The following is an 18373-nucleotide window of genomic DNA, read 5'->3' as shown; positions in this document are numbered from 1 at the left end:
GTCTACATTGGAAAAGTACGGGAGAATGACAAAATGAAAGGGATGACACTATGCAAAGAACGATAATCGGGTATTTTTTGATTGTCCTATTGTTCATCGTGTATTTTAAAGCATCTTCGTTTCTATGGAATATTCTTCGCTTAGGTGGACTCACCGGAGAGATAGGAGTACTTATCGGTACGTTGCTTATACTGGTTCTTTCATTTGTATTTGCAAAAATCACCAGTGACAAATTGATTGAGGTATTAAATAGAAGGTAATTACGTGGGAGTTTGGTAAAAGTATTCCAACCATACTAGATACAGACGAAACTAATTGGATTTCTATTCGTATTTAAGTCAGGAGAGATTTATTTTGTTTTTGTTTCTAATGCTAGCCACAATGATTGGAATGCTGGCGTTACTAGTTACATTAGTTTTCTTTGCTTATAAGATTTTTCGTAACAGAAAGAGTACTATTTCTTGGGTTATATTAACGGGTATCCTATTCTTTTTAATAACGGCTATTTTACAAAGTTTAAAATTTCTTAATTTAGCCTGAGTTTTGCCGATTGAGATGCAGATTTTCATGACATTAATAGATTTAGACGCTTATAAACGAATATGTGCAGGAGCTTTACACGAATGGTTTTTTGAAAATTCGATTAGATGAATGGACATTTAGATGTGATTTGGGGTTTCTTTGACTGGCTTGAGAATCAGCGAAGATCATAGCGATGTAATCTGGCCAAACTACTTTAAATGAAAGGTGTGCTAAAGATGCAAAATAAACTTAGGAAAAGCTCGAACGATAAAGTGCTGTCAGGGGTATGTGGAGGCATAGCGGAATATGTTGGTATTTCTTCTATGGGTGTTAGAATCCTTTTTTTACTTTTACCGGTGAGTGTACTGGTTTATTTTTTTCTTGCTTTTTCAATGCCTTTTGATGACTCAGTGTTGTAAAAACGCTGATATTTATGTATAAAAGACGGAACAAAAGGGTTTCCAATTTTCTGTTAAAGGGGGATTTAATCATGCTTGTAATAGTTATTGGCGTGTTGTTAGTTCCATTTTTCATATTTACATTAGGTTCAAATGTGAAATTTTTAATGAGTACGTATTCTAAAAGTGAAGAAGGTCAGTGGGTTTTAGGCAAAGCATCAAAATACGTACTTCCAATTTTTCCTTTGGGCTGGTTGATTATAGAGCTTTATCATCGTTTTATTTCCAACATATCTTATGAAACATATAGAGATGGAATGATGGTATTAATACTGCTTTTATTCACAGTACAAGGTTTTATCATTCGTCATCATAAAAAGATAACAGAAGTTGAAAGTACGGAATTAGCCTAAGAACTGTATTTTACAACTAGGAGCAATTCATGAATACGGAATGCGATGTAATGGATTAATAGGTGAGGAGAGATCACTTGATAGTAAGAGAAGCGGAAATTTCAGATGCAGAGAAACTCATTTGCTTAATGAAGCATGTGGAGTCAACTTCTGAATATATGCTATGGGAAGACGGAGAAAGAGACGTTACAAATGCGCGCCAAAAAGAAGTATTAATGCGCATGAAAGAAAGGAACAACTCTACCGTACTTGTAGCAGAAAATGAAAGTAAAGAGTTAGCAGGATACGTATTTGCTATAGGCGGTGAGGCTAGAAGAAACAAACACTCATCTTACATTGTTGCAGGGGTTTCTAAAGCTCACAGAGGTAACGGTACAGGAACGAAATTATTTGAAGAACTGGAGCAATGGGCGAAACTTCACAAAATACATCGCTTAGAATTAACTGTTGTTACACGAAATGAAGCTGGCCTGTCTTTGTATCAAAAAATGGGCTTTGAAATCGAGGGAACTAAAAGAGATTCTTTACTTATAGATGATGAGTTTCTTGATGAGTACTATATGTCAAAGTTACTAAGTCCTTTTCTACATTAAACAAAGAAGCAAATCAGTGATTTTGAATCAAAGCTTGATTTGGATATCAAACGACATCGTGTCGATGAGTAATCATTGTCGCCTTATCAATTGAGCCGAGTAGTAAAGGAGAGTGATTTCTTTGTTTGCATATGACGAAAAAGACTTACCCTGGTATCTAAGAGATACACCGTTTTTTATTATATCCTTACTTTTTGTGCCTGTATCCTTGATTATAATGATGGTGAAGCGAGGACGATTATGCAGGGAAACCATGTCAAATCGACTTTTTATAGCCGGAATGTTTTCGTTTCTGTTTCTGCTGAAGTTTCTGCCCAGCAATATATTTACTATCATTTTAGCGGTTATTTTATATCTGTTTACAGGCTTATTATTAGTGATGAAGCTATTTATTTCTGACAATCAACATAATTAATTGCAAGTAGAGTTTCGATGCTCATTTTATATGGCTATCAAGGAATGTTGAGGAGGAAACATAGTACTGGAAAAATCCAGTTAAGGAAATGATGGGTACAGGGGGGGCTATGTTGAAAGCACTCAATATTGTATTGCAGATTATAGTTTTAGCAGCAGGCATTACTATGTTAGTTACGCAAAGATTTGAATATATGATTTATTACATCTTGTTATTAGGCGGATCTCTTGTAATAACTTCAATAAGGGATATTCGAAAAAAAGAAGATGAATTTGGAACATACATGAACATCATAGTCTTTGTACTTCTTTTTATACTGTATATCTTTATTTTTGTAATAAACTAACGTGGAAGGTTATTCAACAACTGCCGGGCTGCAATATAGCCATGATCTTAAACTTGAAGAGGTGAAGCAATGAAAAAAGGCAGTATATTATTTTCCATTGGCTTTGTGTTATTTTTGACGGGAATAATTGTGTCTGCTTTCTTATCTGCAGGATGGATAATAATTGGTACGGTAGTTTCGATGATGGGTGGCGGATTAATAGGAATTAGCTCTAATTTTTTTGTATTTAAAGGCAGAGGGATACAAAATTAATCGATTGTGCTTGCTAAAGAATTTACCTGCGAAACGGTGCCGATTTCAAAGGTCGATAACTATATGCATTCCGCATGCCATTCTGAGTCCAACTTGTAAAGGTTTTCTGAATTCCAGGAAATTGAAGGGGCGAGAAAATGACACAAGACTCTCAAATGACTTTTGAACGGATTTCCCAATACATTTTAGCAATTATAATTTCTCCCATTCTCTTTGGGCTAATCTTTGCAACGTATTTACTAATTCTTCAAGATTCTTGGAGCTTTGGTGAAACTGTCTTTATGGTGGCTCTTTATTCCTTTCCGTTATATGCGTTTACGGCATTTCCTGTATCGCTGTACATAGATTTTTCACTAAAAATTAAAAATTTCCCAAGTTGGAAAAAGGTTCTATTATATGCATTCTTCGGTGGAATAGCCGGCATTTTGGGAAGCATTGTTTTACATGATCTTGTGTAAATACTCTATATGTTCCTCTTTGGGATGGCAGGTGGAGTTATGCATTGTTTCATATTGTATTTAATTAAAAAGGTCACCAAGTAGCCTTGCTTCCAGTCGTTTATCGAGACAACTATTACAATCTGTCCAATTTGAAGAAGAATGACAAGTAAGAAAGTAAAGGGAGGTAAATACATGGAATTTCCTGAATTAGAAACGAATCGTTTAAAACTAATTCAAGTGAAAGAGGAACATGCCCCGAGAATTTTTGAAATCATGTCTAATGATGAAGTGACAAAATATTATGGGATGGATAGCTTGAAAAGCAGGGAAGAAGCCACGATCATCATTAAATCCTTCCAAAACACATATGAGAGCAATCGAGGAATCAGGTGGGGAATAGTTTTAAAAGGAACAGGTGAATTAGTTGGTACGGCAGGATTAAATAACCTTAACGTTGCTGGAAAAAGAGCTGAGATCGGGTACGAATTGGATCCTTTGTATTGGAAACAAGGCATTACAACTGAAGCAGTTAAGGAAGTTTTAAGATATTCATTTGAAGAGTTGCAATTGTATAGAATTGGCGCAGTAACGTATCCGCAGAATGAAGTGTCTATGCAACTATTAAAACGGTTGGCTTTTAAGGAAGAGGGCTTACTTAGAGGGTACCTTTATCAAAACAATCAGTCACATGATGCCGTGATATTTTCAGTGTTAAGAACCGAACGGACTTAAATGGATGAATCGATTGTTAAAGTTTACTTAAATGGGTTTCTAAGGTTTATGATTCATCAGTCGTAAAAAAACGTATGGTGCCAGACGGCATTAACGATTGGCAGGTATTGAATATGGATTTATATATTGAGAAATTAACTGACTCAGATTTAAATGACTTGTATACATTCGAACTTGAAAATAGATCCTATTTTGAGGAAATGGTGCCTTCGCGAGGAGATGACTATTACAAGCCGGACATTTTTAAAGTGAGAAATGAAGCTTTATTACAAGAGCAGGCCGGTGGGATTTCAAATTTTTATTTAATCAAGGATGATCAGGGTACAGTTCTGGGTCGAATCAACTTAGTCGATATCGATGAAACTCATAAGATTGGTCACCTGGGTTATCGAATCGGACGCCGCTATTCTGGAAGGGGCATTGCCAAGAAAGCATTGTCTGTATTACTGGAAACCGTAAAGGATATAAAACAAGTTCATGCGAAAACTACCACTGCGAATATGGCCTCCCAGAAAATTTTGGAGGGAAACGGTTTTGTGGAAATAGCAACTGATGAAGAAGACTTTGAAATGCGGGATCAAAAGTTCAAATTTGTTTATTATTCTTGGAGCTCTACCAACCATGGTTAACAATTTCGGATACGGTCCTGTTGATTATTTCGCAGTCTTACCCATTAATAAGGATTCGGACAAAATGATTGAAATCCAGGATTCTGCGTCTGCACGCATTGGATATATTCAACGGAACTATAAAAATTTATTTGATAAAGTACTGAATTATGTGCCGTTTTCCGTACAGGGGTCTCTGACTATCATTGGTGAAACAGATGGATTCTCCTTACAGATCATGCAGCAGTCCTTTAAATCTACTCTATTTAAACTGAAATGGGATGTTCATTTAACAGGCGGCGGGAAAGAAGACGTATTTCTGCTGGAAGATAGAACTAAGATTACTACGAATCCGCGTGTGCGCTACCATAAGAACGCTAATGACTATTTGTTTAAGAGAGATTCTTTTAATCGTACTTGCAATATCTATGCAAATGACAGCACAACGATTTGCGCATTCGTATATGTTGAAAAATTACTGCCGACGCATTTAAAGATTACTCTTAACACCAATGATCTCACGATTAGCGAGGTTTTGGCGGTTTACTACATGATGAGCCTACTTTATTAATTATTTTAAAGTAGGTGCTAGGTTTGTTGAATTCAAAAATTCAGCAAGAAGCGTGTGCTTTGTGAGGGTAATCTCACTAGGTACTAAAGATTTCAAGATTAAGTGGAGGTTAGGAGGTTGACCGATGAGAGCAGTCAGAAATACAAACGTTATAATTCTATTAACAGTGCTTTTGCTGATTATATCCTTATTAATCATTTCAATTAATTATTTCAATACAAAAGAGATAAATACGTTTACCTCACAATGTTATGAGAATAAGGGGGCAGTGAAATTAGAGATTCATAATAACCTCACGGGTCGCTATTCTTTGGAATGTAAGTAACGGAATCCAGAAGTGAAAACTAGTGCTCTCGTTATCCGATAAAACTCAAAGGAGGGAGAAGTCTTGAAACATAAAGACTTGATTTTAATGGCACTGATTCTGCTGTCCATCACTGCGTTAATGGCTTATGATTTCTTTCCGCAGTTAAGTGAACTTCTTTTTGTTCCCAAACCTCTCATTATCATGCTATTGCTGCTAATTTTGTTTTCGGGATATTTTGTAACGCGTCTTCAACATGACGGTTCCCAGAAGTTTAAATTTCTATGGCAAGTTGCGTTTACGACGTACTTGTTAGCACTTCTCATTGGTTTCACATTGCTAGGCGGCGTTTCTCAAGTCGGCATATCGTTATCCAGTCCTGCATTATGGATTGTGCTGGTAATAAGTCTATTTGAAATCTATCAAGAATATAAGAAGCTGCCGCCTGCAGATCATGCTTCTTAAAGTAGAGCAATCTAATTTGTTTATACTTTGAACATCCCGGGTTAGGGCGTATACTGTTAAGCTTACAAGTAATTCACACCCTTTACTTTTAAGAAGTAACTTTTTGACTTCGTCAGGAGGAGTTCAAGTATGAAACTCGAAATTATTGCAACAAGCCTGCAAGATGCCATTACAGCTGAACAAGCCGGGGCAGACCGGCTGGAATTATGTTCCGCGTTAACAGAAGGCGGATTGACGCCGAGTTTGGGACTGATTGAGTCAGTTGTTGAAGGTGTCTCTATCCCCGTATATGTTATCGTCCGTCCTCATAGCCGAACATTTAACTACGATGAAGCAGATATGCAAGTAATGCTTGCGGACATTCATCACATCCGACAGACAAAAGCTGCAGGAATTGTAATTGGAGTTTTGGACGAGAAAAATCGAGTCGATACCGTCAATTTAAAGCGACTTTTGGATGTCTCAGGCGATTTGAACGTAACGTTCCACAGGGCATTTGATGAAATCGAAGATCAGCTCGAAGCCATCGATATGATTGGAGATTTTCCTCAAATCCAACGCATTTTAACGTCAGGCGGACAAGCACCCGCTCCTGAATCAAAAGAACAAATCCGGACATTAGTGGATAAGACCAAGAACACTTCTGTCACCATATTGGCTGGCAACGGTATGTCAACTGAAGGACTTTCGGAATTCATCGAAGCGACAGGTGTCACTGAAGTGCATTTTGGTTCCGCAGTTAGAAATCACCAAAGTTTTCAGTATCCTATCAAGCCTGATGTAATCGAACGTATCAAATCTGTAATCGGTGAGTGAAATTTCTTCGCTGATTAAACATCATTGGCTGTAGTTATGATTGTTTAAAGCAGAAATCCGCACCGATTAAAAACATAAAGACGGTCCCTAATGATGATTTTTATCTCAAGGGACTGTCTTTTTATGGTTTATCGTATCATTTCTAAGAAACTCCAAATATCAGTCTATAGGGATTCTTCTCTCCTCGCTTTACAATTGAACTACAAACTGAGATAAGAGGAGGCATTTATTATGATTGGCGAACAAGTATTACTCAGCAGTGTCTTCGCGGCAGGAGTTTTGTCCTTTTTCTCTCCTTGCATCTTACCGCTGCTGCCTGTTTACATATCCATTCTCTCCTCAGGAAATCCGACGTCCTTACGGCAAAACCGAGTCATTACGATAGGGAAATTCAGTATCCACCCGCGCTTGATTGTTAAAACAATGATTTTTGTCCTTGGTTTATCGACCAGTTTTGTCCTTCTTGGATTCGGTGCAGGTGCATTAGGGGCACTCATTAATACCACGACATTCATCACCATTTGTGGAATTGTCGTCGTAATTCTAGGGCTTCATCAAATCGGACTGTTCCATATTCCGTTTTTAGAACGTGAAAACAAAGTGAGCTTGAAACGTAGCGGGAAGCGGGACTATATCGGTACCTATCTTCTTGGCTTTACATTCAGTTTCGGCTGGACTCCATGTATCGGGCCAATTTTAGGAGCGGTTCTCGGACTTTCGGCAAACGAAGGGCAAGCAGCTCATGGCGCATTTCTTATGCTCATCTACGCACTCGGTATGCTGATTCCGTTTCTTATCCTTTCAATTTTCTCGGATTTCTTACTGCAGCGCATGAAAAGACTGAATCGTCACTTAGGGAAAATAAAGGTCGCTGGCGGAATTATCATTGTCGTGATGGGGGTCTTCCTCATGACGAACAACTTGAATTTTTTTACAACACTCATTCCACAATGAAGGAGGATTTGACATGCTGAAAAAGTTACTTGTTTTACTGGCAGTTGTCACCGTTCTCGGAGCTTGTTCATCGGAAACTAAATCCGGAGGACCCAAAGACGCGTTATTCCAATTGGAAGACTTAGATGGCAACACCGTCAACTTGGCAGATTATGAAGGGAAAAACGTCTACGTCAAGTTTTGGGCGTCTTGGTGTCCGATCTGTCTTGCTGGGCTTGAAGAAGTGAATGCACTTGCAGCAGAAGACACGGATTTTGAAGTGTTGACCATTGTCGCACCTGGTTATAACAATGAAAAGAAAAAAGATGCGTTTGTAAAATGGTATAAAGGTGTTGACGATGTACAAGATTTACCTGTTCTGATGGACGAAGGCGGAAATCTTGTAAAAGAGTTCGAAGTCCGCGGCTATCCAACATCTGCATTCATTAACAAAAAAGGAGAACTCGTTAAAACACAAGCAGGTCAGTTATCGAATGATCAAATTAAAGAAATGATGGACCAATTAAAATAAAAGAAAGGGGAACCTATTATGAAACTGACCTACCTAATTGGGCTGCTTGGACTTACATTGATACTCGGCGGCTGTACCCTTGGGAATGATTCAAAAGGTGATGCGGAGACAACTTCAGGTTCACTGACTGCAGCAGCCTCTTCGAAATATCCCGCAAATCCAAATGATGATTTAACATTCGATGAAACGAATTTGAAAGACATTTACTTAGCTGGAGGTTGTTTCTGGGGTGTGGAAGCTTACATGGAACGCGTTTATGGAGTTTACGATGTCACTTCTGGATATGCGAACGGAACGACAGAAAATCCATCATATGAAGATGTTGTTTCTGGAAAAACAGGGCACGCAGAAACCGTTCATGTGCAATACGATCCCGAACGCACCGATTTGAATACAATCCTGGATCATTTCTTTATGATTATTGATCCGACTGCATTGAACAAACAAGGAAATGATCGAGGTACACAATACCGCTCAGGTGTTTTCTATACAGATCCGGCAGAGAAAACTGTAATCGAAAAAGTCGTTAAAGACCAGCAAGTGCGCTATGACGATAAAATCGTAACACAGGTTCAGCCGCTAACAAACTATACATTAGCAGAGGAGTATCACCAAGATTATTTGGAGAAGAATCCGAACGGCTATTGTCACGTGAAATTCGATTCGTTGGAAGACCAAGACATTCCCTCATTGATCGACCCGGCAGACTATCCCAAACCAAGTGACAAAGAGTTGAAAGAGAAGCTTACTGAAGCGCAATATAAAGTTACTCAAGGCAGCAATACGGAAGCTGCGTTTTCAAACAAATACTGGGATTCATTTGAAGATGGCATCTACATTGACGTAGCTACGGGTGAACCGTTGTTTTCTTCAAAAGATAAGTATGATTCACAATGCGGATGGCCAAGTTTCACGCAGCCGATAATTCCTGAAGTGGTAACTGAACATAAAGATAAGAGTTTCAATATGGTGCGGATTGAAGTTAGAAGCCGCGCTGGTGACAGTCACCTCGGCCATGTATTCGATGACGGACCGAAAGATAAGGGCGGCTTGCGGTATTGCATTAACAGCGCCGCAATCGATTTTGTGCCTCTAGAAGAAATGAAAGACGCAGGTTATGGCTATCTGACAAGCCTTGTGAAGTAAGGTACACTGGAAATAAGACTGCGAAAGGCGGCTGTTGCTGCCTTTCGTTTTTACTTTACATAGGAAAGGAGCCGACTATGTATACGTTGCTAGTTGTAGACGATGAGCCTATTTTAATCCGCGGAATTCGCTCGTTTGTTGACTTTAAAGCACTCTCGATTTCTGAAGTTCTTGAAGCGGCAAATGGGGAAGAAGCGCTTGATCTGTTTAAAACACATAAACCCGATCTCGTGCTCGCGGACATTAATATGCCGAAAATGAATGGGCTTGACTTCGCTGCAGCAGCGAAGTCGTTAAAGCCGGATGTGAAAATCGCAATGATCACAGGATATGACTATTTTGACTATGCTGTAGCTGCGCTAAAAACAGGTGTTGACGATTACGTCTTGAAACCAGTCTCTAAAACAGACATACAGGAATTGTTGCAAAAACTGATTGGAAAAGTTCAAGAAGCACACCGTCAACAGGAAGTGACGAAACTTGTAGACGGCCTCATTCAATCCTCAAATTCTATCGATGTCTCTTTGGGTTACAAGTCGCAAATCACCCGAGAAATCAATTCAAATCTCAGTAATTTAGAGTTTTCTCTTGCCTCTTTGGCATCAACTCTTTCACTTAGTCCATCTTATGTCAGCACGTTATTCAAGCAATTATTCGGTACGACATTCCAACAATACATGATTGCTTCTCGTCTGGATCGTGCAAAATTACTATTGCTAAGCACGGATATGAAGATGTATGAAATCGCAGCTTCCGTCGGATTTGAAGATCCCAACTATTTCAGTGCAGCATTTAAGAAACGATTTTTATTGTCTCCCAATCAGTTTAAGGAGAAATCCAGAGAATGAATAACCAATCAAAAACGTTCAGGAAATTACGCGTTCAAATTGCATTTCACTATATTATCGCAAGTAGTTTGATGCTATTACTGATGGCAGGAATTCTTTACTCAAGTATTTCCTCAATTCTTTTAAGTGAGTCTGCGAAAAGTACAAAATCCTCTGTCCATCAAAGCGGCATGTATCTGGATCTGTATATTGACCGGTTAAATGCAGTGACAAGTCTGCTCGCCGAAAACCCTCAGCTTGTTGGATATTTGTCTGATTCATCACGCGCATCCTCGGTCAAGAGTGATCTTTTGAAAACGATTGACACAACACTTGCGTCTGATGATTTCATCAAATCCATCATTATTGTGAGTAAAGACGGACAGATTTTGTCCAATGAAGCGGATTTAACAATGAGCAAATCGACGAATATGATGCAGGAAACGTGGTATCGCTCAGCGATTACGAATGGCGGCCAAGCCTTCCTAACGTCAGCGCGAATGCAGGATTTCTCGATGGATAAAGACACATGGGTCATTTCGATGAGCCGTGAGATAACGGATGCGTCAGGGGATAACCGGGGCGTATTGCTGATTGACCTCGATTATGAAGTGATTGAAGACTATTTATCAGATTTGGACTTAGGAAAGAATGGGTTTTCTTTCATCCTTAATGCAAAAAATGAGGTCGTCTACCATGAAGATCCCGCTTATTTTCAAAATGAAGTTAAAAAGCGCGAGCTGCAAACAATTGCAGATGACCAGGCAGGATATGATTCCAAAGAAAATACGCTGACCTATACGCATTCGTTGAAAAATGCAGATTGGATGCTAGTCAGCGTCTCATCCCAAGACAGTCTTCTTGCGATCAAGAAGCAGCTGATGGAAATCTTCATCTGGGTCGGAATTGCTTTGCTGGTGATTGCTGCTACAAGTGTTTATCTCTTTGCAGGACGGATAACTGCGCCGTTTCAAAAGTTGGAAAAAGCGATGCAGGATATTGAAACGGGTTTAAAGGAAATTCCTGTTGACGCCAAGGGATGTTACGAAGCACAAAGTCTGACGCGACATTTCAATACGATGACACACCGAATTGATAAGTTGATGGAGGAAATCAAGATTAAAGAGAAGCATCTTCGTACATCAGAAATCAGTGCGCTGCATAGTCAGATAAATCCACATTTCCTATACAACACGCTTGATACAATTGTATGGATGGCTGAATTTGGCGACCATGAAAAAGTGATTGACCTTACGAAGGCACTGGCTTCATTTTTCCGGCTTTCTCTCAGCGGAGGGAGCGAGTTAACGACGGTCGAAAACGAATTGGAACATGTTGAACGGTACTTGTTCATTCAAAAGGAACGGTACGGAGAAAAATTGCAGTATTCTATCCGTTGTGATGAGACGCTGCTCGATATTGAAATTCCGAAACTAATCCTGCAGCCGCTGGTTGAAAATGCGCTCTATCATGGGATTCGAGGACTTTCCCGTGAAGGTAAAATTGTGATTACTGCGTCCTCTGAAGGTGACACACTGATTCTGACCGTTCATGATAACGGGGATGGATTTGACGCAGAGAATGCAGAATTGAAAAAGACAATGAAACTTGGAGGCATTGGAATTCGAAACGTAGATGAGCGCATTCAATTATATTATGGAGAAAACTATGGTGTAACAATTCATTCATCTGCTGCAGATGGTACGACTGCCAGTATCAAGCTATCGAATTCGCTATAAGTACGTATTGAAAAACAGTTCAGGAACATACTTCGTATAAGACGGAGGTGTATCTGAGTTATGGCACACGATGACTTTTTTAAATTGGACTTTTGGGAAATGATCTTACGGACAACACTCGCTTTTGTTGTGTTGCTGATTCTGGCCCGTTTCATGGGGAAAAAACAAATATCTCAATTGACATTTTTCCATTACGTAACCGGGATTACGATTGGTTCCATTGCAGCAGATATTGCCGGCGAATCGGAAACTCCATTTATGGACGGGCTGGTTGCGATGATCTGGTGGGCGGTTTTGACGATTGCTATGAATTACATTTCGATGAAATCCAAAAAAGCGCGAGTTCTCCTGGATGACAAACCGATTATTGTGATTCAGAGAGGTAAGATTGAGGAAGAGGCATTAGGTAAAGCGCGTTTAGACCTGAACGATTTAAATATGCTCCTTCGGGAACAAAGTATTTTCTCCATTAAAGATGTGTATTATGCAATATTCGAAGTCAATGGGAATTTAAGTGTCATGAAACGCGCCGGACTCGATAATGCTACGAAAACGGATGTGAAGGCATCAGCAAAAGAACCAAAATACATTCCCACAGAAATCATTTCAGATGGAGAATTAGTCTTGGAGAATTTAGCGGAGCTCAACTTGACCGAGCAATGGGTGGATGATCAACTCAAAAAGAATGGCATCAGCAGGGTGGATCAAGTGTTCTACGCAGAAATTCAACCGAATGGAGACTTGCACATTGATGCGAGGAACGATAAAAATGAGTAGTTTTTGTGTTCGTTTATAATAACTTTCAAAGGCCAGCTAACTGAATCATAAAATTAGCTGGTCTTTAGTATGCTTTGTAACAGGTGACTTTTAGGAATATTCGGGAAAAGAAGGATTTCGCTAAAGTTATAGCGAAGTAATCAAAGGATTGAATCTACTTCAAAAACGGAGGGATATACATGGCATATACAGTAGAAAAAGTAAGTAATCTAAATGAACTTGATATTGAGCCCCTGATTTCTGAAAGTGAAGAAGAAGGATATCGTTTTGTAACACGGCTTGCTGAGGACTACAAAGAAGGTGTTAATACTTTCTCCGGCCCTGGTGAGGCATTGTATTGTGTCAAAGATGATCACGGGAAAGTGGTAGCAATTGGCGGTGTGAACCGTTTCCCAGTTCCAGGAGGAGATCCAGAGACTGGACGGCTTCAACGCTTTTACGTGGAAGCAGATCAGAGGAGAAATGGGGCAGGATCACTGCTGCTAAAAGAAATTGTTGAACATGCGCGTAATGAGTTCCACGAGCTGACGGTGAAAACCGAGTCGTCTAAGGCAGATGCGTTTTACCGTCATAATGGTTTTGAATTCGATGATTCAGCATCTGAAACGACCCATCGGATGGCATTCAATTAAAACCCGGGTTTATAGCATGAACCATATCCGGTAGTGTTATGAGAAGAAAAACATGTTTTAGATAATTTCTCATTCTCTATATAGGTTAAGAGAATGAGAAATTTGTTATTAACAATCCTTCATCCCACTTATTAATAGGGTACCATTGATGATGAAATAATTTTGTATTTTGAAATCCAATTACATAGAAGATCTAAAACGGATCAAAAGTTAAAAGTAAATTGGAAATAAGTTGCAAGGAAGTGAAATGCCATTCACACAGAGCGCAGACATATCCCGATGGTTATCGGGATAGCCTTACTTTTATTAGCACCTGCTGCAATTTTTTTGTTGCCTAACTTTGTTGCCAACTCCATCTATTTTAAAACTGGAAGCTGGTTCATTTTCGTTTCTGGCGGTGTTTATTTGGTCTACACGGTAGCTTTCTTGTTATTGATAGCTGCTTTCTTTGTTCTGTTTATCATGTATATGAACAAAAAATCCATACTAATCAGCTTGGGTTTGATAGTATTGGCTGGCGTTAGTTTTTACATAGCCTCGCTGAATTATACAATGTTATCGGATGATCGGATTACCTATCGTCCGCTTCTGTCTTTCCAATCTCATTCTTATGCTTGGGGAGAAGTCGATGAAGCGGTTTATAAATCTGTGCCGGCAGATGACGGGAAATCCGAGTTCGATTTCAAATTCAAAGATGATGTAACATTGACGCTCACTGTGAATCGCTTGTTTATGAAGTTTCTTTCACCCATTGAAAATCGTCTAAGTCATGAAGGCGTTGAGATGGATAAAATATTGATTCCTAAAAAAGAATGAACACGCGATATTTCCTCTGGCATGCTTCCAGAGGAAATGCTGTGCTATAGTATCAGTGAAAGCAGGTGACGGACGTGAAACGCAAACGGAAAAGACTACATAAAAAAGGCAATATGATTGTCTTTCCCGGAACGGTAGAGCGATTGCTAGACCAAGCCGAAGATGCTATGCAGGCAGAAGAATTTGAAGAAGCTGTCCGAATTACTGAACAGCTTATTGAAATTGCTCCCAGCATACCCGAAATACCAGGGATACTCGCAGTGGCACTCTATGAAGTAAAAGAGTTTGAGAAAGCGAAGCCTTACGCCGTTCAATGGCTGCAAAGTGATATAAGCGATTACTTTGAAGCGATGGAATTATATCTAGCAATTTGTATGCAGCTTCAAAATTACGAGGAAGTAGAAGATACCATTGGAGCTCTTTTGGATGAAGAGGTCATTCCGGGTGAGTTAAAACAGAAGTTCATTTATCTGCGTGAGTTAAATGGAAGGTTATTAAACAGGTTTTCGGATGACTTTGCTGTACAGCTGAAAGAGACGGTTTCGTTTGAGGAGTTTTTACAAATGGATCGTTTTCAGCAGCAGGAGCTGCTTGCACAACTGGAAAGTAACGGATCCGGAGATTCGCAAGAGCTGCTCTCTGAAATTGTCACCTGCGATAACTTGCCTCCTGTATTAAGAACTGTAGCGCTGGTGCTGCTGCGGAATTCAGGATATGAAGAACCGCTTGTTATCCGGAAGTTCGGAAGAGGACTGAGTGTCGTCCCATCCCAGCTCCCGCTTCCAGGAGAAGACGCAATTACGAAGAAAATTTGTATATTGCTCCAACAAGCGTTAGACAAAGATCCCTCACGGCTTTCGCTAGTTGAAGAGGCTATAAAAAAGTTTGCTTTAATAAGCTACCCTCTTGACTGGGGCGCGCCGGCAGAGACGGTCGCATGTGCTTATGAAAATTATTCTACGTTTCTATTTGAAGGGACTCCTCTTCCTCAAACAGCTTTACATAAGCTGATCTTTGAGATCGATCAAGACTGCAGTGAAGCTGTTGAATGAAATTTCTTGAAAGATAAAGAGACTATGATATACTGAGATGGTTGTCAATGGCGTATAAACGGTACAAAATATATTCGTCACTATGATTCGGAGGTATGTGGAAATGTCAGTTAAATGGGAAAAACAAGAAGGTAACAAAGGGAAGTTAACATTTGAAGTTTCAGCAGAGGACTTTAAAGCAGGAATGGACAAGGCGTTCAAAAAGGTCGTTAAGCAAGTAAACGCACCTGGATTCCGTAAAGGAAAAATGCCGCGCAAGATGTTCAACCAAATGTACGGGGAAGAAGCACTTTATAACGATGCAATCGATATCGTTCTTCCAGTAGCATACGATGCAGCTGTTCGTGCAGAAGGCCTTGAGCCGATTGCATCACCAGAAATCGACATCGAAAAGCTTGAAAAAGGCGAGCCGGTTGTATTTACAGCGATCGTTCCTCTTAAGCCAGAAGTAAAATTAGGCGAGTATAAAGGCCTTGAAGCAACACGCCAAGAGACAAAAGTTACAGATGAAGAAATCGACATGGAATTACAAACACGTCGTGAGTCAATGGCTGAGATGGTCGTTAAAGAAGACGGCGCAATCGCAGAAGGCGACACAGCAAACATCAACTTTGACGGCTACTCTGAAGGAGAAGCATTCGAAGGCGGAAAAGCTGAGAATTATGATCTTGCAGTTGGATCAGGTTCATTCATCCCAGGTTTTGAAGAGCAGTTAATCGGCTTGAAAACTGGTGACGAAAAAGACGTTGAATTGACGTTCCCTGAAGAATACCATGCAGCTGAACTTGCAGGTAAGCCAGCAGTATTCAAAGTGAAAATCAACGAAGTAAAAGCAAAAGAAGTTCCTGAGTTGAACGACGAACTTGCTAAAGAAATGGACGAAGACGTAGAAACAGTGGACGAGCTTCGTAAGAAAATGAAAGAAAACTTGGAAACTGAAAAGAGCTCAGCATCTGAAACAGCACTTCGCGACGACCTCGTAGAAGCAGCTGCTCGCAACGCTGAATTTGAAGTACCTGAAGAAATGGTTGAATCTGAAACTAACCGTATGGTTGACGAATTCGGACAACGCCTTTCAATGCAAGGTATGAACCTTGACTTGTACTACCAGTTCTCTGGCCAAGACGAAGCATCACTTCGTAAGCAAATGCACGACGACGCTGTAAGCCGTGTACGTGTATCTCTTACACTTGAAGCAATCGGCAAAGAAGAGAATGTTGAAGTAACTGAAGAAGAAATCAACGAAGAGCTTAATAAAATGTCTGAGCAATTCAACATGGACATCGAACAAATCAAAACTGCTCTTGGCGGTACTGAAATGCTCGAAAACGACCTTCGTTTCAACAAAACAGTTCAACTTCTAGTTGACAACGCAAAAATCACAGAAGCAGCTGCAGAATAATCCAAAGCCGCTCTGGGCAAGGCACGGAACCCCGTGCCTTGTTTTTGTATATTGAGGATAGTGCAGGTTGTCGAACTATAGAACAGTGATAAATTCTATAACTAAGGATATGCTAATGATTGAAGCGCAAGGTGGCGACTCCGGAGGGATAAGCGAAGATTGAAGACCCCACAGGGAGCAAAGCGACCGAGGAGGCTGAAATCAAGCCCCTCGGAAAGCGTCCACCTGAAGCGGAAATCATGACTGTCTAATTTAAATCTGTCAATGCACCAAGCGCGGGGTAAAACCCGTGTACATACAGCAAAAGAACGAAATAGTTGATAAACCAGTTGGAATCTTGTAAGATTTCACTGAATAGGGGTGAGCAATTTGTTCAAATTTAACGATGAAAAAGACAATTTGAGCTGTTCGTTCTGTGGCAAGACGCAGGACCAAGTCCGCAAACTTGTTGCAGGGCAAGGGGTTTATATATGTGACGAATGTGTTGAACTTTGTGCCGAAATCGTAGAAGAAGAAGTCGGCCTCGAAGAAGGTTTCGAATTCAAAGAAGTTCCAAAACCAAAAGAAATCCAATCCATTCTTGACGAGTATATAATTGGACAGGATCGTGCAAAGAAATCACTTTCAGTTGCGGTCTATAACCATTACAAACGTGTAAACTCAGGCAGTAAAGTCGATGACGTAGAACTTGCAAAATCGAACATCGTCCTTATTGGACCTACAGGCAGTGGTAAAACACTCCTCGCGCAAACACTCGCGCGTATTTTGGACGTTCCATTTGCAATTGCTGATGCGACTTCATTAACGGAAGCAGGATATGTAGGTGAAGATGTTGAAAACATCCTCCTCAAACTAATCCAATCTGCTGATTTCGATGTGGAACGTGCTGAAAAAGGCATCATTTATATCGACGAAATCGACAAAGTTGCTCGTAAATCAGAAAATGCATCCATTACTCGTGATGTTTCAGGTGAAGGTGTACAGCAGGCGCTACTTAAAATTCTAGAAGGTACTGTTGCAAGCGTTCCACCTCAAGGCGGACGCAAACATCCTCATCAAGAATTCATTCAAATCGATACGACAAATGTGTTGTTCATCGTCGGCGGAGCATTCGACGGAATTGACGAAATCATTAAACGCCGTGTCGGTCAAAAAGTAATCGGATTTGGTTCTGATCCAAATGCTGCTGAAGAGGAACGTTCTTTACTTTCCCGTATGATTCCAGAAGACCTTCAGCAGTTCGGTCTCATTCCGGAGTTCATCGGCCGTTTGCCTGTCATTGCGACACTCGAACAGCTTAGTGAAGATACACTTTACCAAATCTTGACGCTTCCTAAAAATGCGATTGTTAAACAATATCAAAAGATGCTCGGTCTGGATGATGTTGAATTGCAATTTGAAGACGAGGCGCTCATTGAGATTGCTCGTGAGTCAATTGAGCGAAAAACAGGTGCCCGCGGTTTGCGTTCAATCATTGAAAATATCATGCTTGACGTGATGTACGAACTTCCTTCTTTGGAAGAAGTTAAAAAGTGCATCATTACCAAGGATTCTGTGCTGGGTGAAGGTTCACCGCTTCTCTATCTTGAAGATGGTACAGAAATGAAGCTCGATTCAGAAAAACATACTGCATAATTAAAGG

22 protein-coding genes are annotated in these 18373 nt (G+C 40.1%); all 22 read left to right on the top strand.

Annotated features, from left to right (window positions below):
* The first annotated feature begins 50 nt into the window (after positions 1–50).
* The 22 genes from PGH26_RS08500 to clpX all read left to right on the top strand — a co-directional run bounded on the left by PGH26_RS08500 (position 51) and on the right by clpX (position 18366).
* Complete coding sequence (locus tag PGH26_RS08500) at positions 51–260, top strand: hypothetical protein (protein WP_323690658.1); 210 nt, start codon at positions 51–53, stop codon at positions 258–260.
* Between the two features lie 498 nt (positions 261–758).
* The gene (locus PGH26_RS08495) at positions 759–941 is read left to right on the top strand and encodes a PspC domain-containing protein (RefSeq protein ID WP_323690657.1); all 183 of its coding nucleotides are present in this window, start codon (positions 759–761) and stop codon (positions 939–941) included.
* Positions 942–1012: 71 nt separating this feature from the next.
* Positions 1013–1333, top strand: coding sequence for a hypothetical protein (locus tag PGH26_RS08490; protein WP_323690656.1), 321 nt, complete (start codon positions 1013–1015; stop codon positions 1331–1333).
* Between the two features lie 77 nt (positions 1334–1410).
* On the top strand, positions 1411–1926 hold the full coding sequence (locus tag PGH26_RS08485; RefSeq protein ID WP_323690655.1) for a GNAT family N-acetyltransferase: 516 nt from the start codon (positions 1411–1413) through the stop codon (positions 1924–1926).
* 830 nt (positions 1927–2756) lie between these two features.
* On the top strand, positions 2757–2939 hold the full coding sequence (locus tag PGH26_RS08480; protein WP_323690654.1) for a hypothetical protein: 183 nt from the start codon (positions 2757–2759) through the stop codon (positions 2937–2939).
* A gap of 137 nt (positions 2940–3076) precedes the next feature.
* On the top strand, positions 3077–3397 hold the full coding sequence (locus tag PGH26_RS08475) for a hypothetical protein (RefSeq protein WP_323690653.1): 321 nt from the start codon (positions 3077–3079) through the stop codon (positions 3395–3397).
* Between the two features lie 174 nt (positions 3398–3571).
* On the top strand, positions 3572–4111 hold the full coding sequence (locus PGH26_RS08470) for a GNAT family N-acetyltransferase (RefSeq protein ID WP_323690652.1): 540 nt from the start codon (positions 3572–3574) through the stop codon (positions 4109–4111).
* A gap of 113 nt (positions 4112–4224) precedes the next feature.
* Complete coding sequence (locus tag PGH26_RS08465) at positions 4225–4740, top strand: GNAT family N-acetyltransferase (protein ID WP_323690651.1); 516 nt, start codon at positions 4225–4227, stop codon at positions 4738–4740.
* Entirely contained in the window at positions 4733–5290 is a 558-nt protein-coding gene (locus tag PGH26_RS08460) for a tubby C-terminal domain-like protein (RefSeq protein ID WP_323690650.1), read from the top strand. The genes PGH26_RS08465 and PGH26_RS08460 overlap by 8 nt, the downstream gene beginning before the upstream one ends.
* Before the next feature lie 388 nt (positions 5291–5678).
* Positions 5679–6059, top strand: coding sequence for a hypothetical protein (locus PGH26_RS08455; RefSeq protein ID WP_323690648.1), 381 nt, complete (start codon positions 5679–5681; stop codon positions 6057–6059).
* Between the two features lie 129 nt (positions 6060–6188).
* On the top strand, positions 6189–6875 hold the full coding sequence (locus PGH26_RS08450) for a copper homeostasis protein CutC (protein WP_323690647.1): 687 nt from the start codon (positions 6189–6191) through the stop codon (positions 6873–6875).
* A gap of 231 nt (positions 6876–7106) precedes the next feature.
* Entirely contained in the window at positions 7107–7829 is a 723-nt protein-coding gene (locus tag PGH26_RS08445) for a cytochrome c biogenesis CcdA family protein (protein WP_323690646.1), read from the top strand.
* Between the two features lie 13 nt (positions 7830–7842).
* Positions 7843–8340, top strand: coding sequence for a redoxin family protein (locus PGH26_RS08440; protein WP_323690645.1), 498 nt, complete (start codon positions 7843–7845; stop codon positions 8338–8340).
* Between the two features lie 18 nt (positions 8341–8358).
* A complete protein-coding gene (msrB, locus tag PGH26_RS08435) occupies positions 8359–9486 on the top strand; it encodes a peptide-methionine (R)-S-oxide reductase MsrB (protein ID WP_323690644.1) in 1128 nt (375 codons plus the stop codon).
* 77 nt (positions 9487–9563) lie between these two features.
* Positions 9564–10334, top strand: coding sequence for a response regulator transcription factor (locus PGH26_RS08430; protein WP_323690643.1), 771 nt, complete (start codon positions 9564–9566; stop codon positions 10332–10334).
* Positions 10331–12052, top strand: coding sequence for a sensor histidine kinase (locus PGH26_RS08425; protein ID WP_323690642.1), 1722 nt, complete (start codon positions 10331–10333; stop codon positions 12050–12052). The genes PGH26_RS08430 and PGH26_RS08425 overlap by 4 nt, the downstream gene beginning before the upstream one ends.
* Before the next feature lie 60 nt (positions 12053–12112).
* Positions 12113–12829, top strand: a complete 717-nt coding sequence (locus PGH26_RS08420) for a DUF421 domain-containing protein (protein ID WP_323690641.1) — start codon at positions 12113–12115, stop codon at positions 12827–12829.
* A gap of 179 nt (positions 12830–13008) precedes the next feature.
* Positions 13009–13461: a GNAT family N-acetyltransferase gene (locus PGH26_RS08415; RefSeq protein ID WP_323690640.1), complete on the top strand. Its 453-nt coding sequence runs from the start codon at positions 13009–13011 to the stop codon at positions 13459–13461.
* Between the two features lie 279 nt (positions 13462–13740).
* The gene (locus PGH26_RS08410; protein WP_323690639.1) at positions 13741–14277 is read left to right on the top strand and encodes a hypothetical protein; all 537 of its coding nucleotides are present in this window, start codon (positions 13741–13743) and stop codon (positions 14275–14277) included.
* Positions 14278–14351: 74 nt separating this feature from the next.
* Complete coding sequence (locus tag PGH26_RS08405; protein WP_323690638.1) at positions 14352–15329, top strand: tetratricopeptide repeat protein; 978 nt, start codon at positions 14352–14354, stop codon at positions 15327–15329.
* A gap of 103 nt (positions 15330–15432) precedes the next feature.
* Complete coding sequence (gene tig, locus PGH26_RS08400; RefSeq protein WP_323690637.1) at positions 15433–16731, top strand: trigger factor; 1299 nt, start codon at positions 15433–15435, stop codon at positions 16729–16731.
* Positions 16732–17100: 369 nt separating this feature from the next.
* Positions 17101–18366 (top strand): ATP-dependent protease ATP-binding subunit ClpX, encoded by a 1266-nt coding sequence (clpX, locus tag PGH26_RS08395; protein ID WP_323690636.1) that lies wholly within the window; start codon positions 17101–17103, stop codon positions 18364–18366.
* Positions 18367–18373: the final 7 nt, after the last annotated feature.

It is taken from the genome of Sporosarcina jeotgali (assembly GCF_033304595.1).
In the GTDB taxonomy this organism is placed as follows: domain Bacteria; phylum Bacillota; class Bacilli; order Bacillales_A; family Planococcaceae; genus Sporosarcina; species Sporosarcina jeotgali.
Note: the sequence above shows the minus strand (reverse complement) of the source record. Positions and strands in the feature narration are given on the sequence as shown.

What these genes read in the sequence shown, in the direction of transcription:
- PGH26_RS08440 (WP_323690645.1), top strand. Translation starts at nt 7,843, where the DNA reads ATGCTGAAAAAGTTACTTGTTTTACTGGCAGTTGTCACCGTTCTCGGA.
- PGH26_RS08430 (WP_323690643.1), top strand. Translation starts at nt 9,564, where the DNA reads ATGTATACGTTGCTAGTTGTAGACGATGAGCCTATTTTAATCCGCGGA.
- PGH26_RS08420 (WP_323690641.1), top strand. Translation starts at nt 12,113, where the DNA reads ATGGCACACGATGACTTTTTTAAATTGGACTTTTGGGAAATGATCTTA.
- msrB (WP_323690644.1), top strand. Translation starts at nt 8,359, where the DNA reads ATGAAACTGACCTACCTAATTGGGCTGCTTGGACTTACATTGATACTC.
- PGH26_RS08500 (WP_323690658.1), top strand. Translation starts at nt 51, where the DNA reads ATGCAAAGAACGATAATCGGGTATTTTTTGATTGTCCTATTGTTCATC.
- PGH26_RS08490 (WP_323690656.1), top strand. Translation starts at nt 1,013, where the DNA reads ATGCTTGTAATAGTTATTGGCGTGTTGTTAGTTCCATTTTTCATATTT.
- PGH26_RS08475 (WP_323690653.1), top strand. Translation starts at nt 3,077, where the DNA reads ATGACACAAGACTCTCAAATGACTTTTGAACGGATTTCCCAATACATT.
- PGH26_RS08410 (WP_323690639.1), top strand. Translation starts at nt 13,741, where the DNA reads ATGGTTATCGGGATAGCCTTACTTTTATTAGCACCTGCTGCAATTTTT.
- PGH26_RS08445 (WP_323690646.1), top strand. Translation starts at nt 7,107, where the DNA reads ATGATTGGCGAACAAGTATTACTCAGCAGTGTCTTCGCGGCAGGAGTT.
- tig (WP_323690637.1), top strand. Translation starts at nt 15,433, where the DNA reads ATGTCAGTTAAATGGGAAAAACAAGAAGGTAACAAAGGGAAGTTAACA.
- PGH26_RS08480 (WP_323690654.1), top strand. Translation starts at nt 2,757, where the DNA reads ATGAAAAAAGGCAGTATATTATTTTCCATTGGCTTTGTGTTATTTTTG.
- PGH26_RS08465 (WP_323690651.1), top strand. Translation starts at nt 4,225, where the DNA reads ATGGATTTATATATTGAGAAATTAACTGACTCAGATTTAAATGACTTG.
- PGH26_RS08495 (WP_323690657.1), top strand. Translation starts at nt 759, where the DNA reads ATGCAAAATAAACTTAGGAAAAGCTCGAACGATAAAGTGCTGTCAGGG.
- PGH26_RS08425 (WP_323690642.1), top strand. Translation starts at nt 10,331, where the DNA reads ATGAATAACCAATCAAAAACGTTCAGGAAATTACGCGTTCAAATTGCA.
- PGH26_RS08415 (WP_323690640.1), top strand. Translation starts at nt 13,009, where the DNA reads ATGGCATATACAGTAGAAAAAGTAAGTAATCTAAATGAACTTGATATT.
- PGH26_RS08460 (WP_323690650.1), top strand. Translation starts at nt 4,733, where the DNA reads ATGGTTAACAATTTCGGATACGGTCCTGTTGATTATTTCGCAGTCTTA.
- PGH26_RS08450 (WP_323690647.1), top strand. Translation starts at nt 6,189, where the DNA reads ATGAAACTCGAAATTATTGCAACAAGCCTGCAAGATGCCATTACAGCT.
- PGH26_RS08470 (WP_323690652.1), top strand. Translation starts at nt 3,572, where the DNA reads ATGGAATTTCCTGAATTAGAAACGAATCGTTTAAAACTAATTCAAGTG.